Below are 15,885 nucleotides of genomic sequence, written 5' to 3' on the forward strand. Positions count from 1 at the left end.
TTAATACATATACTTTATGAAAATGAAATCTCTTTGCTTAGGTTTTTTTAGCTTACTCACACTTTGGGGAGTACAAAGTTGTAAAGAAAGCACCTCTACGGTTACGCCTTCAAGTCCGAGCATTACGACGCTCGATTGTTCATCCACTACTTTTTCAAGCACTGCTACTAGCGGAACTGCGTATTCTGGGACTGCCACGATAGCCTACACTGGTGGAAATGGTGTTGCTTATACAGCAAGTACAGTTACTTCAACAGGCGTTACAGGCTTAACTGCTACTTTATCGGCAGGTACTTTAGCAAGTGGAGCAGGCACTTTGAGTTATTTAATAACAGGCACACCCGCTAGTACGGGAACAGCTGTTTTCGCAATTACTTTAGGTGGACAATCATGTTCTGTTTCATTAACCGTAGGCACCACTTCTGGAACTGGCGGAACAGGCACTACTACAGGTTCAGTCTCTCAAGTGGTAGAATTGGCCAACGCATTCTTGGCTACTTTATCTACTTCACAACAATCATCCGTTGTTTTAGCCTTAAATCTCACTAATGCCAAAAAATGGTCAAACTTGCCTTGTGGGGTGCAATGTCGCCAAGGATTAGCATTCAGTACTTTAAGTGCTACACAATTGGCTGCTGCCAAAGCGGTAATTCAAGCCGCAAGTGGTACAACCGCCAATGAAGGATATAGCGAGTTTTTACAAATCAACTCGGCAGATGATGTACTAGGCACAAAATCAAGTGGGGGATATTCTTCTGGTTATTACATCATTGCTTTCTTGGGTACTCCGAGTACGACAGGCAAATGGATGCTACAATTTGGCGGACACCATTATGCCCAAAGTGTTACGTATGAAGCAGGGTCGGTGGTAAGTACTACGCCTTCTCACCAAGGAATTGAACCTAAAAGTTGGACGGCAAATGGTGTAACCTATTCGCCTTTGGCAGAAGAAAGAAATGGAATGGCCAATATGTTGGCATCTTTCACAAGCACTGAATTAGCTGCTGCTAAAATTACCTCTACTTTTTCGGATGTAACAATGGTTCCGGGTTCTACAACCAATACGTTCCCAACGACCAAACTAGGTGTTAAAGTAAGTACGCTTAGTACAACAGCACAAGCCAAAGTATTGGCCGCTATGATGCCTTGGGTGAATGATTTGGATGATGCCTCTGTGATAGCATTCACCAAAATATATTCAAACGAATTAGCTGACACCTATGTGACTTACGCTAGTAATACCAGTGGTACTTCGGGCAATGCTTCTACCTTTTTTACGTCTAATACCGACTATGTCCGTATTGATGGGCCGAGTGTTTGGATAGAATTCATTTGTCAAACGGGGGTAGTATATCCTGCAGAAATTCATTATCACAGTGTTTACAGAGACCACAAACGTGATTATATAGGTCTATGATACGTATAAGAGCAACTTTTATCAGCCATTTTTCAAAAAGAAAATGGCTGATAATCAACATCATAACAATGTTGATTATCGGGAATGTATCAAAAACATTGGCACATCAAACGCCGAGTACAGTAGTATTACTTGATGTCAGTCCTAAGCAAGTGGCGGTAGAGCTACAATTACCTATTGGAGAATTGGAGTTAGCTTTTGGACGGCCATTGACTAAAAACCCAGCAAGTATCATTCCCACAATGGGGCCGCAAATCAAAGAGTATTTATTGGCTCATATTCATCCGATGGTAGCAAAAGACCAGCCGTGGATGGTGGAAATAAAAGATATGCACTTGCAAAAAGGCGAGCAAGCATATAGCGGTCCCTTTCAGGAAATTATCGTGCATTTGATACTTACACCACCAGAAGGAGCAGATACGCGTAATTTTATTTTTGATTATGATGTCATTATGCATCAATTAGTCACCCACAGTGCTTTAGTTTTACTCAGAAGCGACTGGGCATCTGGAAAAACCAATACTGAGCCTACAGAAATAGGCGTAATAAGGGTTGATACCAAAACAGCACTGATATATCCTTTAACAATAAATTTAGCAGCAGGCAGTCACTGGAAAGGGTTTGCAGGAATCTTTGCTTTGGGCGAAGAACATATCAAAGAAGGCATCGACCATTTGATGTTTCTATTGGTATTATTGTTGCCGATTCCTCTAACTTTTTCTAAAAAAAGATGGGGTAATTATCGTTCGGTTCGAATCAGTTTAGTACAAATTTTAAAAGTAGTTACTGCTTTTACCATTGGGCATTCGATAACACTTTTAATGGGTGCGATGGCTTGGGTTATTTTGCCTAGTAAATGGATTGAAATCTTGATTGCTTGTTCTATTTTGGTTTCAGCCATTCATGCTATCCGCCCCATCTTTGCGGGCAAAGAAATGTTTATTGCATTGGGTTTCGGCTTGATTCATGGGCTTGCTTTCGCCAATACTTTAATTGATTTACACCTTGATACCGTCAGTATGCTTTTAAGTATTTTGGGGTTCAACTTAGGTATCGAAGTAATGCAATTGTGGATAATTTTGTTATGCATCCCGTGGATAATTATCCTTAGCAGAACACCTTATTATTCAATTTTCAGAATATCCTGCGCCATATTGGCTGGTATTGCAGCCATTGCATGGGTAATAGAAAGATATTCACAGCAAGTAAATTTTATTAGCACTTTCATGAATAAAAGCCAAGTGTATTCATTTGAAGTGTTGTTGGTATTAATAGGAGTCTCACTAACTCTTTTCTTACAAAAGAAAATATCCGTACTCATGGCATGACAAATTATTGAGAACTATCACCGTTCACTGTTAGTCATACCATGAGTTTTTTATAGTCAGGTAGTATCTTTTAAACAGCCCTCAAATTGACAAATCTCTAAATTTGTCAATTTTTTTTGCCCTCTAAGTACGAATAGTGTAATTTTGCATATCTTCAAGAAACAATCACTCAAAATTCTTTAAGATGCCAACGTAAATAACCACTTTGGCTCACAGCATTCAATACCGATAAATGCAAGATAAGATTAACAACATACATCAGCAAATTGCTGATTTTCAGCTTTCCACGAAGGAACAACTTGAAGCTTTCCGTATCGCTTATGTAGGACGCAAGGGCGTGATTGGCGACCTTTTTGATGAACTTAAAAACGTTGCCCAAGAAGAACGTCGTGCTGTAGGACAAGCATTGAATACTTTGAAAGATGCTGCTCAGACTAAATTCAATGAATTTCAAGCATTGATTGAAGCTAGTTCTGAAAAATCAGTGGCGATTGAATTTGATTTAACACTTCCAAACGTTCCTTTTGAAAACGGAAGTATTCACCCGTTGACATTGGTACGTGCGAGAATCATCGAAATCTTTGCTAAAATGGGTTTCAATGTGTCGGATGGTCCAGAAATAGAATCTGATTTTTATAATTTTACGGCATTGAATTTTGCCGAAAATCACCCTGCCCGCGAAATGCAGGATACGTTCTTTATTGAGAAAAAAGGCGGAAACGTAGCGGATGATATTTTGTTAAGAACACATACATCCAACGTACAGATTCGTTTGATGCAAAATCAAAAACCTCCTTTGCGTTCTATCATGCCGGGGCGTGTGTATCGTAACGAGGCTATCTCTGCCCGAGCTCACTGTTTGTTCCATCAGGTAGAAGGTTTGTATATAGATAAAAACGTTGGCTTTAAGGATTTGAAAGATACCCTTTATTATTTTGCGAAAGAGATGTTCGGTCAAGATACTAAGGTGCGTTATCGTCCTTCATATTTCCCTTTTACTGAACCTTCGGCTGAAATTGACATTACTTGCTTAATCTGTAAAGGCAAAGGTTGTAATGTTTGTAAATACTCTGGTTGGGTAGAAATCGCAGGTTCTGGAATGGTTGACCCTAACGTGTTGGAGCAATGTGGTATCGATTCTCAGGAATATACAGGTTTCGCTTTCGGAATGGGTATCGAAAGAATCACTATGCTGAAATATCAAATCAAAGACTTAAGATTATTCACAGAAAATGATGTAAGATTCTTACGTCAGTTTGAAGGATTATAGACTATTTATTGATATGCTTAGAAAAGACCTGTAAAATCAGGTCTTTTTATTTTGTATAAGTCCATAAAATTCAGCTACTTCTTATCAGAATTAACACATTTTAACAGCCCTACCCTCTTCAAGCCAATCTTATTTAGTATTTTTGAATTCAAATTTGTCTTTTGCTTACGTTGATAATCATTTTTCACTCAAAAACCAGTATCAACAAATAACTGATAACGTACCCTCAATGAACAATTTTAAAAAAATCAACAATCTCATAGGCTGGATTGTATTTGCTATTTCATTATTTGTCTTCACCGCCACAGTTGAACGCACTGCTTCCTTCTGGGATTGTGGTGAATTTATCGCCTGTGCTTTTAAACTTCAAGTGCCGCACCCTCCAGGAGCACCCCTATTTTTATTGTTGGGTAGAATGTTCTCGTTATTGGCTGGTTCAGATACTACCCAAGTAGCATACTGGGTAAATATGATGTCAGTATTATCAAGTGCTTTGACGATATTGTTTATGCACTGGACGATTGTGTTAATCGGACGTAAGGTTTACAACAAAAAATTTGAAGAACTTTCAAAAGGCGAAGCCATTACTTTATTAAGTGCTGGTGTTATCGGTTCATTGGCTTATGCGTTCTCAGATACGTTCTGGTTCTCGGCTGTTGAGGCAGAGGTGTATGCTATGTCGTCGTTCTTTACTGCTTTGGTAGTGTGGGCGGCTTTCAAATGGGAAATTATCGAAGATGAAGCTACGGCAAACCGTTGGTTGATTTTGATTGCTTATATCGTTGGACTTTCAATCGGTGTTCACTTACTGAACTTGGTTACTGTTCCTGCTTTGGCATTGTTATATTATTTCAAAAAATATCCTGTTCCTACTTTCAAAGGAGGTATCATTTCATTAGTCATTGGTTTATTAATCCTCGGAGTGATCAACTCTGCTATTATTCCGGGTATTCCTTCGATGGCTTTCAAATTCGAATTATTATTTACGAATGGTTTCGGATTGCCTTATGGTACTGGTGCAATTTTCTTCATCATTGCCTTGGTAGGTGCTATCGTTTGGGGGATTTTATATTCTATCAAAAAACAAAAAGTTACCCTTAATATTTCATTGCTTTCATTGGTATTTGTATTGATTGGATATTTGTCGTATAACTTAGCTTTTGTTCGTTCTACGTTCAATACGCCTATCAACGAAAACGACCCAAGCAATATCTTGAATTATGTAAAATACCTGAAACGTGAACAATACGGAGAACGCTCATTATTGTATGGACCGATTTATACAGCTACTGTTGAAAGTGTAGAAAAAGGTGCTCCTGTTTACAAAATGAAAGACGGTAAGTATGAGGTATATGATTATAAGCAAAAGCTAATCTATTCTAAAGACGGACAAATGTTGTTGCCACGTGTTTACAGTAGTGTTCCTCAGCATATTCAGTTGTACGAAGAAATCTTGGATTTAGCACCGGGTGAAAAACCAACTTTTATAGACAACATGAAATTTATGTTCAAAAAACAAATGGGACATATGTACATGAGGTATTTACTTTGGAATTTTGTTGGTCGCGAGAGTGATATTCAAGATGCTGGTGTAATCGATTATACTCGCTCAGGCGAACTTCCTGAATTACTAGCCCACAATAAAGCACGAAACAACTATTTCTGGCTACCATTGATTTTAGGGATATGTGGTTTTGTATTATTGGTGCGTAAAAACGAAAATGACTTCTTAGTAACTACATTAATGTTCTTACTGACAGGTTTAGCACTGGTTGTTTTCTTGAACTCTCCGCCAGTTGAACCTCGCGAGCGTGATTATATTTATGTTGGTTCGTTCTATTTCTTTGCCATCTGGATTGGTCTGGGTGTAATTCAAGTGGCTGAATGGCTAAGCAAATTCTTAAAGAATGGCTTAGTTGCTGGTACTGTAGCTACTGTAGTAACGGCTGTTGTTCCTGTGATTTTAATTCAACAAAACTGGGATGACCACGACCGTAACCACCGTTACCACCAAATAGATTTTGCTAAAAACATGTTGAATTCATGTGCACCAAATGCAATCTTATTTACTGGTGGTGATAACGATACATTCCCATTATGGTATGTTCAAGAGGTAGAAGGCTATCGTACTGACGTGCGTGTTTGTAACCTTTCATTATTAGGAACAGACTGGTATATCGACCAAATGAAGCGTAAAACGTATGATTCTCAGGCACTTCCTATTTCTTTACCTAAAGACCGTTTCTTGGAAGGTTTGAACGAGCAAATCATGTATTACGAAAATCCGAATGTAAAAACGGGTATCAACTTGCTTGAATATTTGAAATTAGTAAAAGATGATAATCAAGCCATTAAAGTACCTTTAACGGATGGCTCAATGATTAATACGTTGCCGACTGAAAACCTATTTTTACCAATTGATGTTGAAGCGGTTAAAAAAGCAGGGTTCGTTCCAAAAGATATGGATCCGTACTTGACAAATCAAATGGCTTGGTCAACAGGTAAAGGTGGTATCATGAAGCCTGAGCTTATTCAGCTAGACTTGATTGCCCAAAATGCAGCAACTGGATGGAAACGTCCTATTTACTTTGCTACTACGTTGCCTTCTGCAAGTTATTTGAACTTGAAAGAATATATGCAATTAGAAGGCTATGCTTACAGATTGATGCCTTTCAAAGTGCCTGAGGCGAAGGATGGTTTTGTAAATACTGATATTATGTATAATAATATGACAAAGAAGATGTTCTGGAGAGATTTGGATAATCCTAAAACATATTATCATTCAGATTTCTATTTAGAAGTTCCTGTAGTAACGGCTCGTTTAGCTTTCTTACGTTTAACAGACCAATTGGTTCGTGAGGGTAAATTAGACAAAGCTAGAGCTGCTTTAGACTACTGCTTGAAAGTAATGCCTGATAAAACGATTCCTTATGATCAGCTTTCGGCAAATTTTGTAGCCTTGTACTTAGCTGCTGGCGATAAGAAAAAAGGATTAGAAATGGCTGAAACTATTATGAACAGAAATAATAAGGCCTTGGATTATTACTTACTCGACAAAAAGAATAGCGACGGTAGACAAATTCAGACTAACCTTTATGAGATGCAAATTATCATTGAGGGTGTGAAAAATGCTAAATTGCCTGAAGCTGCTAAGTATGAAGCAATGTTTAAAAAGCAAATGGACAAAGCGAATTCTTAGGTTTTGTATAGACTTGAGGATTATAAGACTTAAGGACTTGAAGATTTTCTTTTAGACTTTAAGATGATGGACTTTAGGACTTGAAGACTTTAGAAATTAGATTTTAGACTTTTTTTAGTCTTGGTTTTTATTAAAATATTAATCCCCTTATTCAGTGATGAGTAAGGGGATTTTTTATGTTGCAGTCGCTTGGCTTTAGCCGAGTGACGATTATTTGCAGAAGCCCTCTGGACGTATTTGCTGTTGGATATGATTTATTTTTTAGGAATAGCTTTGTAAATAAGGAAACGTTTGTAAACATAAAAAATCGATTACTGCATTCTTTCTATTAGGGTGCGACTTAAGTCGCACCCTAATAGAAAGAATGCAGTTACTTGGTTTTAACCGAGTGAAAAGTAGCCATTTGGGCGTATTTGTAATTGGATGAGATTTAGTAAATAAAGCCAAGCGACTGCACAAGGCATCTTAAATCCTAAATCCATAACAACATAAAATCCCCTTACTCATCGCTGAATAAGGGGATTAATATTAAAAAACCTAAGACTAAAAGTCTAATGTCCTAAAGTCCATCATCTTAAAGTCTAAAAGAAAATCTTCAAGTCCTAAAGTCCATCATCTTAAAATCTAAAAAAAAATCTTCAAGTCATAAAGTCCAATAATCCTAAAGTCTTAATTAAAAAAATCCTTCATCTTTTCGAAGAAATTTTTGTCGCTTTTGCTTGGCTTTGGTTGGAAGTTTGGCGAAGTTCTGAACTTCTCTAGTTGTTCAGTTTCTTCACGGCTAAGGCTCTTAGGCGTCCAAATATTCACGTGGATTAGTTCGTCACCTACACCATAACCATTCAACTCTTTGATACCTTTTCCTTTTAAACGAAGAATCTTACCTGCTTGTGTTCCCGCATCAATCGTTATACGTGCTTTACCGCCGATTGTTGGTACTTCTACCGAAGTTCCTAAAGCCGCATCAGCAAAATTAAGGTATAAGTCATAGATTACGTTAGTACCATCACGGTGTAATACTTCATCAGCTTCTTCTTCTATAACGATTAGTAAATCACCAGCCACACCACCACGAGGAGGCACATTTCCTTTGCCCGTCATAGACAACTGCATGCCTTCGGCTACACCAGCAGGAATTTTGATTGGAATCACTTCTTCTTCTAATACTCTACCTTCACCAAAACACACCTCACAACGTGTTTTAATCATCTTACCTTCACCATTACAAGTAGGGCAAGTAGAAGTAGTCACCATTTGTCCAAGCATAGTCTGCTGAACACGACGCACTTGTCCAGAACCACCACAAGTCTGGCACGACTGTAGTTCAGTACCGTTCTTAGCACCGCTTCCGCTACAAGGCTTACAAGTAACATGGCGTTTTACTTTTATTTTCTTTTCAACACCGTTGGCTACTTCCTCTAGGTTCAATTTAAGTTTGATTCTTAAATCAGACCCTTTTCTAGTTCTACGGCCTTGTTGCTGACCGCCCCCATTGAAGAATCCACCAAAAGGATTGTTATCGCCAAAAATATCACCAAACTGGCTGAAGATATCATCCATATTCATTCCTCCGCCATTGAAACCACCGCCACCTCCGCCAGCAGCTCCGCTCATTCCTGCATGACCGAAACGATCATACTGAGCTTTTTTCTGAGCGTTTGATAACACTTCATACGCTTCAGCGGCTTCCTTGAATTTATCTTCAGCGGCTTTATCCCCAGGATTTTTATCTGGGTGATATTTAATAGCCATCTTACGATATGCCTTCTTTATTTCTTCTTCCGAAGCTGACTTAGAAAGTTCTAATACTTCGTAATAATCTCTTTTTGCCATCTTTTCTAATCAATGAATTGAGTAATTAAGCAGGAAATCATCCAATATTTTATGGATTATAACATTACTCTGATAATATTTTTAGTTTGCTACAACAACTTTTGCAAAGCGAATTACTTTTTCGTTCAAATAATATCCTTTTTCCACTACATCAAATACTTTCCCTTTGTCTTCTTCCGTTGGCGCTGGAAATTGTGTAATTGCTTCGTGCACATCTGGGTTAAATACTTGTCCTTTAGCATCCATTGGTTTTAAACCTTTCGTAGCCAAAGTATTGCTTAATTTATTGAATATCAATTGGATTCCTTCAGAAATCTCGCCTTCTTGTGCGTTGGCAGTTGCTCTTTCAATATCATCAATCACTGGAATAATATCTACAATTACTTTCTCTGATGCCGACTGAATCATTTCCAATTTCTCTTTCGCAGTACGTTTACGGAAATTATCAAAATCAGAATATAGGCGTAAATATTTATCTTTCAACTCCGCTATTTCTCCTTGAAGTTTTTCAGTTTCAGAAATTTCCACTGTTTCTTCAACAACTGCCTCTATATTTTCAGAAACATTGTCAGTTTCTTGGTTCAACGCTTGTTCTTCTGTCTGTAATTCTTCTTTATTTTCCATTTTTAATATACTTTTCGCTTTATTTTTATACTTCCTTAATACTGTCAAAAGTTTTGCCATTTGTTGGTTTCTGTCAGATTGACAGTTTTTGAATTAACAAAGTTACAGTTTTTTACGCTTAAATTGATTGAATTGCCTTATTCTTCACGGCTAAACTTCGCCAGAGGTAAAAAACAGTATAGGCTTCCCACCTTTCAAAGCCTTTGAAAAAGGTTTCTAAGTCTGCCCTTAAAGGTTTTTTAGGCAAACCTTTCAATGCATTCAAGGCATTATACAACCCTACATCTCCGTAAGTTACACATTCTAAACGCTTTAACGACTTCATCAAAGCATAATTTGCCGTCCACTCCCCTATTCCTCTGATAGCTACTAGTGCTTTGATAGCCTCTGCTGTTGAAAAGCCTTCCAACATGGTTTTTGAAAGTATTTTCTCTGAAAAAGTACGGGCAATCTCCATTAAATACTCTGCTTTTCGGGTCGAAAATTGCATATTTCTAAGTTCTTCAACCGTCAGTTTAGCAATTATTTCGGGTTTGGGAAAAAGATAAAAGTCTTTGCCTTCATAGGTTTGTTTGTACCCGTAGGTTTCCGTCAATCTACGTTTTAGTTTATACGCAAAACTAAGGTTAATCTGTTGCCCAATAATCGACCAACACAAGGCTTCAAACAAATCAGGAATACCCAATAGTCGCAAGCCGTGATAGTCTGTAACCATATAAGCTAAGTCGTCGTCCTTGGCTAATAGCTGATAAAATGGCATTAAATCTCGTTCTAAATCAAACCATTCTGTCACAAAATGGCAGATTTCATCTTTGGCACATTCCCCTGTTAATACATCTATCTGCAAATGATTGTCGAGTGCTTTAATTTCAATTAAAGTTGGTTTTTCATGAATAGAAAGCAGTTTCAAAACAGAATTTTCCCGAACTTCGTGCAAGCAATCATCATAGTTTCTATCTAAAAACCATAAGCATTCTTGAAAAGAAAACTGTGGAGGAACAGGAAGGAAGATTTGATTCATGTTTTTTATTGCAAAATACAGCATTGTTTCCTTCAAATAAAACCGAAACTTGCTAATCATTCGCAAATATGAGTACAGAAATTTTCACAAAATACATAGATTCCCCCCTCGGACAGCTTGAAGTGTCTGCTACAGAAAGCTATCTTACTTCTATTCTTTTTGTAGATACTCAAAAAAAGCCAAGTCCACGCAAAGAAGCTACTTTGTATGTTCCAGCAATCATTGAAACGTATCAGCAACAAATACAGGAATATTTTGATGGCACTCGCAAGGATTTTGACATTCCCTTCCAACACGAAGGTACCGATTTTCAAAAATCTGTTTGGGAGAAATTAATCACAATTCCTTACGGCAAAACGATTTCGTATTTAGAGCTTTCAAGAAGGATTGGTAACGAAAAAGCCATTCGTGCGGTTGGAACAACCAATGGGGCGAATAAATTTAATATTATCGTACCCTGTCATAGAGTAATTGGTGCAAATGGGTCTTTAGTAGGTTATGGCGGTGATTTATGGCGAAAAAAGTGGCTATTAGAACATGAAGCCAAACATACAGGAAATTATCAGACTAGTATGTTTTGATTTTTTGTGAGATATTTTTTACCCGCTGATTAACAGAGATTATTTCATTTAAAATCTCCATCATCTGCGATTTTAAAATCAGCGTTAATCTGCGGGAAATATTTACCCGCTGATTTAAGGAGATTTATACGCTGATTTACGCTGATTATTCTTGTTAAAAATCTCCATCATCAGCGCTTTTAAAATCAGCGTTAATCTGCGGGAAATATTTACCCGCTGATTTACACAGATTGATACGCTGATTTTCGCTGATTATTTTACTAAAAAAATCTCCATCATCAGCGATTTAAAATCAGCGAAAATCTGCGGGAAAAGTTTACTATCTACTACAAACAATAACAATCTTCTGATTTTGGGCATCGGTGGTTGCAAAAAGATAATCATCCCCTCCTTCATTCAGTTTCAATTTTTCTCTGATTTGTTTTACAGTCAAAGGGAAATTCCTGATGGTGATATTTGCTTTATTTGCTGTGATATGTTTTGCAATTTCCTTTTTATCTAATTTACAAACAGCCTTTATTTGAAAAGTCCTGCCTTGAAAATCATTAACTAATTTCTCAGAAGTATAAAGATGACTATGCGGAGCTATTTTCTGCAAGCCAAATTGTTGAGCAACCATTCTAAAAGCACCTGATTTTAAAATAGCCGCATTAGGTTCATACAAAAATTGTTGTGGACTACTAAGACCAATAATAGCCATTTTTTCCTCCGACTTCTGGAAGGTAAAAACGTGTTTCGTTGTTCCCTTTGCTTCGGAAACATCACCTTGTTTCAGAAAATTAATAGCGGTGATATTGGCTTCTGCATGGTAGTCTTTTTGCAGCTGAAATAGAATTTCTTTTACCTCATTTTCCACAGCAATGATATATACGTTCGATACATTTTTTAATTCCAATATGGCTAAATCAATATCCAACATCGGTGATACTTTTAGCAGTACATTATCAGTCCTTTCGAAAATCAGATTTTTTATTTCCAATATATTAGGCTCACAGTCTTGTAGTTTTACCACTTTATTCCCCGTATCGTCTCGCCTATGTGGGTCGAGGTAAATCCATGAAAACTTTGTTTCGTTCGCTTTCAACCAAGTTTCAGAATTTCCTTCAACAAATTGTATGTTTTCAATATTTAATACTTGATAATTATGCTGAGTCACTTTCAATAACTCACTATTCTGTTCAGCATAAAAAGCGTTGTTGAAGCCTTTACTCATATAGGCAAGGTCTATTCCCATACCCCCTGTTAAATCTAGCAGGTTTTCGCCTTTTACCAGACTTGCTTTAAATTTAGCTGTAATTTCAGAAGAAGATTGTTCCAACGACAGCATTTTGGGGAAGAAAACATCAAGGTTTTCAGTCCATTCTGGCAGTTTGTTTTTAGCTTTTTGTCTAGTCTGAATTTGTGCTACTAGATAAGGAATATTGAGGGTAGGAAAACGCTTTGCTTGTAAAAGTAACTGAGTTACATCATCGTGAAGATGTGTTTGTACAAAGTGTTTTTCTGATTCCGAGAGTATATATGTTGAAGACGATTCGATAATTTTAGCTTTTAAGCTACAAAATTACATGGTTGAGATGATATTTCTGAGAGAATAGGTGTTTTTCAGGGCAACATACTTATTTGCTGTAGGCAGTACTTATCAATTTTATTAAAAATTACTGACTACAGCGTTTTGTGTAAGTTGTGAGTGATGAGTAGTCTCTATTTATAAAATACTCCGCACTAGTAATTCAACACTCATACTTTTACTATTCTTTCTTAACCACTTTGTTCTTTTTCTTAAATGGTTTTTTCTTAAATCCACTCGCATTTACTCTTTTATTGGGCTGATAAACTGGCGCCTCGCCCATTCCTTCTGGCAATGGTGTTTTAGGAATTTCTCTTCCTATCAAGGCTTCTATCGCCGCAAATTTCTTCTGGTCTTTATCATTGATAAAAGTAATGGCTATACCAGTAGTTGCCGCACGAGCCGTCCTCCCGATTCTGTGGATATAATCTTCAGGGTCGTTTGGTGTATTAAAATTAACCACTAAACTGATGCCCTCTACATCTATTCCCCTTGAAAGAATATCTGTTCCAATCAAAATGGGCAAAGATTTACTTTTGAACTCTCTCAGAATCTCTTCTCTTTCCTTCTGATCTAAATCAGAGTGAAACGCCTTGGCTTTCAGTCCAGTTTGTCTTAGTTCTTTGTCTAACTGTTTTACGTTTTCTTTCGTTGAAGCAAAAATAATAACACTACTGTATTTGCCTTCTTCCAAAAGATGTGTCAACAATTTTATTTTCTGTGTATCATACACCAAATACGCTTGTTGCGAAATGCCCTCTGATGGTTTAGAAATAGAAATATTTACCTGCTCTGGATTATTCAGAATGGTGTTAGCCAGCAACCTAATTTTAGGAGGCATCGTCGCCGAAAAAAGAATCGTTTGTCGGTCAGCAGGGAGATACTTGATGATTTTGATAATATCATCATAAAAACCCATATCCAACATCCTATCGGCTTCGTCCAGAATCAAATGTTTTAAATGAGAGAAGTTTATCTTTCCCATTTGTAACAAAGCGATTAGCCTTCCTGGGGTAGCTATAATGATTTCCGCACCATCTTCCAGTGCTTTTCTTTGCTGATTCCAAGCAGCGCCATCACCTCCGCCATATATCGAAATCGAGCTGATACCCGTAAAATAACCCAAGCCTTCAACTTGTTGGTCTATTTGCGTGGCAAGCTCGCGAGTAGGCGAGATAATCAGCGTATTGAGGTGCCTTTGTTTATCAGGCGTATTGATAATCTTATGCAAAGTTGGCAACAAAAAAGCAGCAGTCTTGCCTGTTCCAGTCTGAGCACAGGCAATTAAATCTTTATTTTGAAGAATCAGCGGAATAGCTTGTTCTTGTATTGCAGTTGGTTTGGTATAACCCATCGACTCTAGGCCGTCTAAAAGCTTTGAATCAAAGTTGAAATCTTGAAATGTCAATTTATATTAGTTTAAATTTTGCTCGTCTAACAAGGATTATATTGAACTTGTTGGCGCTAAAGTAAAGTATTTTAGCATACAGAACGAACAAACGTTGATGTTCAATTTTGAAAAGATAGCTAAAATTTACGACAAATACAAATTGACAATCCAAAGGATTTCTATCAATAAATTTAAAGCAAGTCTGGAAGTCCAGCCGTATAAGCTAAATTTGCCAGTGCTTTCTCGTATTTACTCTTCAACGATTCTACTTTTATGCGCATATCAATCAGTTTGCTTTCGCGACTGTTAATCAAGAATAAAGTACTTTCACCTATTTCAAATTTCCGTTGTTCGGCTTTGGTTAATAGTTCTTGGTTCTTGGCCGCATCTTGCTGAATACGTAGCTGACGTTCGTAGTTTTTCACTTCGTTATAAGCTGCATACACATCATTCATGATTTCACGGCGTGCCAGATTCAATTCAAAACCTGTACTCAATTGCTTGATTCTGATTTGCTGTAGCTTCCCTCTTTCTTTTCTTAGGAACAGAGGCATTACAAACTCAAAGCCCAACTTATGGTTATTGGTCGAAAAGGAATTTTCGTAAGAATAAGCAGGATTTGAGCTAAAGCTATCTGCAATAAAATTGAAATTAGCATTCAGCGTAGGCTTCAGCATTTCCCTTCTAAACTTTTCTTCAATCCCTAATTGTTGGATTTTCAAATCGTATTTTTGAATTTCCGGGTGTCTTGATTTCGCCTGACTAATCAAACCTTGAAGGGTAGTTTCATCTACTTTTATCACTGCCGACGCTGGCGGAAATGCATTCTCGGGCAATTCAAGCGGATTTTCTTTATCATCCCACAGATAGTTTGACAACGCCAACCTAGTGTTCTGTAAATCTACCTGCGCTTGCTCTAAAGCTACTTCACGGTCTTGCAAGGTAATCTTAGCTTCCACAGAATCTATCGTGGCTTGTTCGCCTACTCGCGAACGTTCGCGAGTAGCGATAAATCTTTGGTTTGCCAAATCGTAGCCTTCTCGCACAAATTGTAATTGCTGATGGCTGAACCACCATTCCCAATAGCTTTTGGCAGCATACAAGATGGTTTTGTTAATCAGCTTTTGACGTTCCGCATCTGCAATGTTCTTGGCTAAATTAGCTTGCTTCAACGTATTTCTTCGGGCATCAATCACCAAGCCTTGACCAATCGGCACGCTTAAACCCGCTACAATAAGTCGGGAAGACTCTTCTGCCAACAGTTTCTTACCGCTGCTTTGCTCGTAACCTACTTTGAAATCTACGCCTGTCCAAGTAGGAATTTTTAGGGCGTTGTGCCAACGGTTATAATAATCATCCCCTTTAAAAGCCTTTCTGTCAAAATCCGATGATAGCTTCGGGTCGAAAGCCCCTCTGGCTTGCATAATTTCGGCATCAGCATCAGCCAAGTACAAATTGGCTTGTTTTACAGTTGGATGATTCTTTAAAACCAAACTTTTAAAATCTTCATAACTAAAGGTTGCTTGTGCCTTAGCATTGCTTATGGCACTCATTAATAGAATAAAGACGTATATGGTATAAAATCGTGGTGTTGAAAAACCTTTCCTATTAAAAGCATTAGATTGATGAACACCACTCATTATTGTTTGTTTCAT

Annotated in this window: 11 protein-coding genes; 5 read left to right on the forward strand and 6 right to left on the reverse strand. The window is 37.6% G+C overall.

Going from position 1 to position 15,885, the window contains the following annotated elements; translation table 11 throughout:
* Positions 1 to 16: 16 nt before the first annotated feature.
* The 4 genes from VB264_RS16245 to VB264_RS16260 all read left to right on the forward strand — a co-directional run bounded on the left by VB264_RS16245 (position 17) and on the right by VB264_RS16260 (position 7,214).
* Positions 17 to 1,417, forward strand: a complete 1,401-nt coding sequence (locus tag VB264_RS16245; RefSeq protein WP_323250882.1) for a DUF3500 domain-containing protein — start codon at positions 17 to 19, stop codon at positions 1,415 to 1,417.
* Complete coding sequence (locus VB264_RS16250) at positions 1,414 to 2,745, forward strand: HupE/UreJ family protein (RefSeq protein ID WP_323250884.1); 1,332 nt, start codon at positions 1,414 to 1,416, stop codon at positions 2,743 to 2,745. Before VB264_RS16245 ends, VB264_RS16250 begins: the two co-directional genes overlap by 4 nt.
* Positions 2,746 to 2,977: 232 nt before the next feature.
* Positions 2,978 to 4,015, forward strand: a complete 1,038-nt coding sequence (gene pheS / locus VB264_RS16255) for a phenylalanine--tRNA ligase subunit alpha (protein ID WP_323250886.1) — start codon at positions 2,978 to 2,980, stop codon at positions 4,013 to 4,015.
* Positions 4,016 to 4,244: 229 nt separating this feature from the next.
* Positions 4,245 to 7,214 (forward strand): glycosyltransferase family 117 protein, encoded by a 2,970-nt coding sequence (locus VB264_RS16260; protein WP_323250888.1) that lies wholly within the window; start codon positions 4,245 to 4,247, stop codon positions 7,212 to 7,214.
* A gap of 669 nt (positions 7,215 to 7,883) precedes the next feature.
* Here the strand turns inward: VB264_RS16260 and dnaJ are convergent.
* The 3 genes from dnaJ to VB264_RS16275 all read right to left on the reverse strand — a co-directional run bounded on the left by dnaJ (position 7,884) and on the right by VB264_RS16275 (position 10,692).
* On the reverse strand, positions 7,884 to 9,047 hold the full coding sequence (gene dnaJ, locus VB264_RS16265) for a molecular chaperone DnaJ (RefSeq protein ID WP_323250890.1): 1,164 nt from the start codon (positions 9,045 to 9,047) through the stop codon (positions 7,884 to 7,886).
* Between the two features lie 81 nt (positions 9,048 to 9,128).
* Entirely contained in the window at positions 9,129 to 9,671 is a 543-nt protein-coding gene (locus VB264_RS16270; protein WP_323250892.1) for a nucleotide exchange factor GrpE, read from the reverse strand.
* A 118-nt stretch (positions 9,672 to 9,789) separates the two neighbouring features.
* Positions 9,790 to 10,692: a DNA-3-methyladenine glycosylase family protein gene (locus VB264_RS16275; RefSeq protein WP_323250894.1), complete on the reverse strand. Its 903-nt coding sequence runs from the start codon at positions 10,690 to 10,692 to the stop codon at positions 9,790 to 9,792.
* Positions 10,693 to 10,760: 68 nt separating this feature from the next.
* Between VB264_RS16275 and VB264_RS16280 the strand changes: the two genes are divergently transcribed.
* Positions 10,761 to 11,273 carry a methylated-DNA--[protein]-cysteine S-methyltransferase gene (locus VB264_RS16280; RefSeq protein WP_323250897.1) on the forward strand — a complete coding sequence of 171 codons (513 nt, stop codon included), beginning with the start codon at positions 10,761 to 10,763 and terminating at the stop codon, positions 11,271 to 11,273.
* Between the two features lie 319 nt (positions 11,274 to 11,592).
* Here VB264_RS16280 and VB264_RS16285 read toward each other — a convergent pair whose 3' ends face one another.
* The 3 genes from VB264_RS16285 to VB264_RS16295 form a co-directional block, all read right to left on the reverse strand.
* The gene (locus VB264_RS16285) at positions 11,593 to 12,591 is read right to left on the reverse strand and encodes a class I SAM-dependent methyltransferase (protein ID WP_323250899.1); all 999 of its coding nucleotides are present in this window, start codon (positions 12,589 to 12,591) and stop codon (positions 11,593 to 11,595) included.
* A gap of 430 nt (positions 12,592 to 13,021) precedes the next feature.
* On the reverse strand, positions 13,022 to 14,248 hold the full coding sequence (locus VB264_RS16290; RefSeq protein ID WP_323250901.1) for a DEAD/DEAH box helicase: 1,227 nt from the start codon (positions 14,246 to 14,248) through the stop codon (positions 13,022 to 13,024).
* A gap of 173 nt (positions 14,249 to 14,421) precedes the next feature.
* Positions 14,422 to 15,885 carry a TolC family protein gene (locus VB264_RS16295; protein ID WP_323250903.1) on the reverse strand — a complete coding sequence of 488 codons (1,464 nt, stop codon included), beginning with the start codon at positions 15,883 to 15,885 and terminating at the stop codon, positions 14,422 to 14,424.

Origin of the sequence: Arcicella aquatica (genome assembly GCF_034928825.1) — a bacterium.
GTDB classification, from domain to species: domain Bacteria; phylum Bacteroidota; class Bacteroidia; order Cytophagales; family Spirosomataceae; genus Arcicella; species Arcicella aquatica.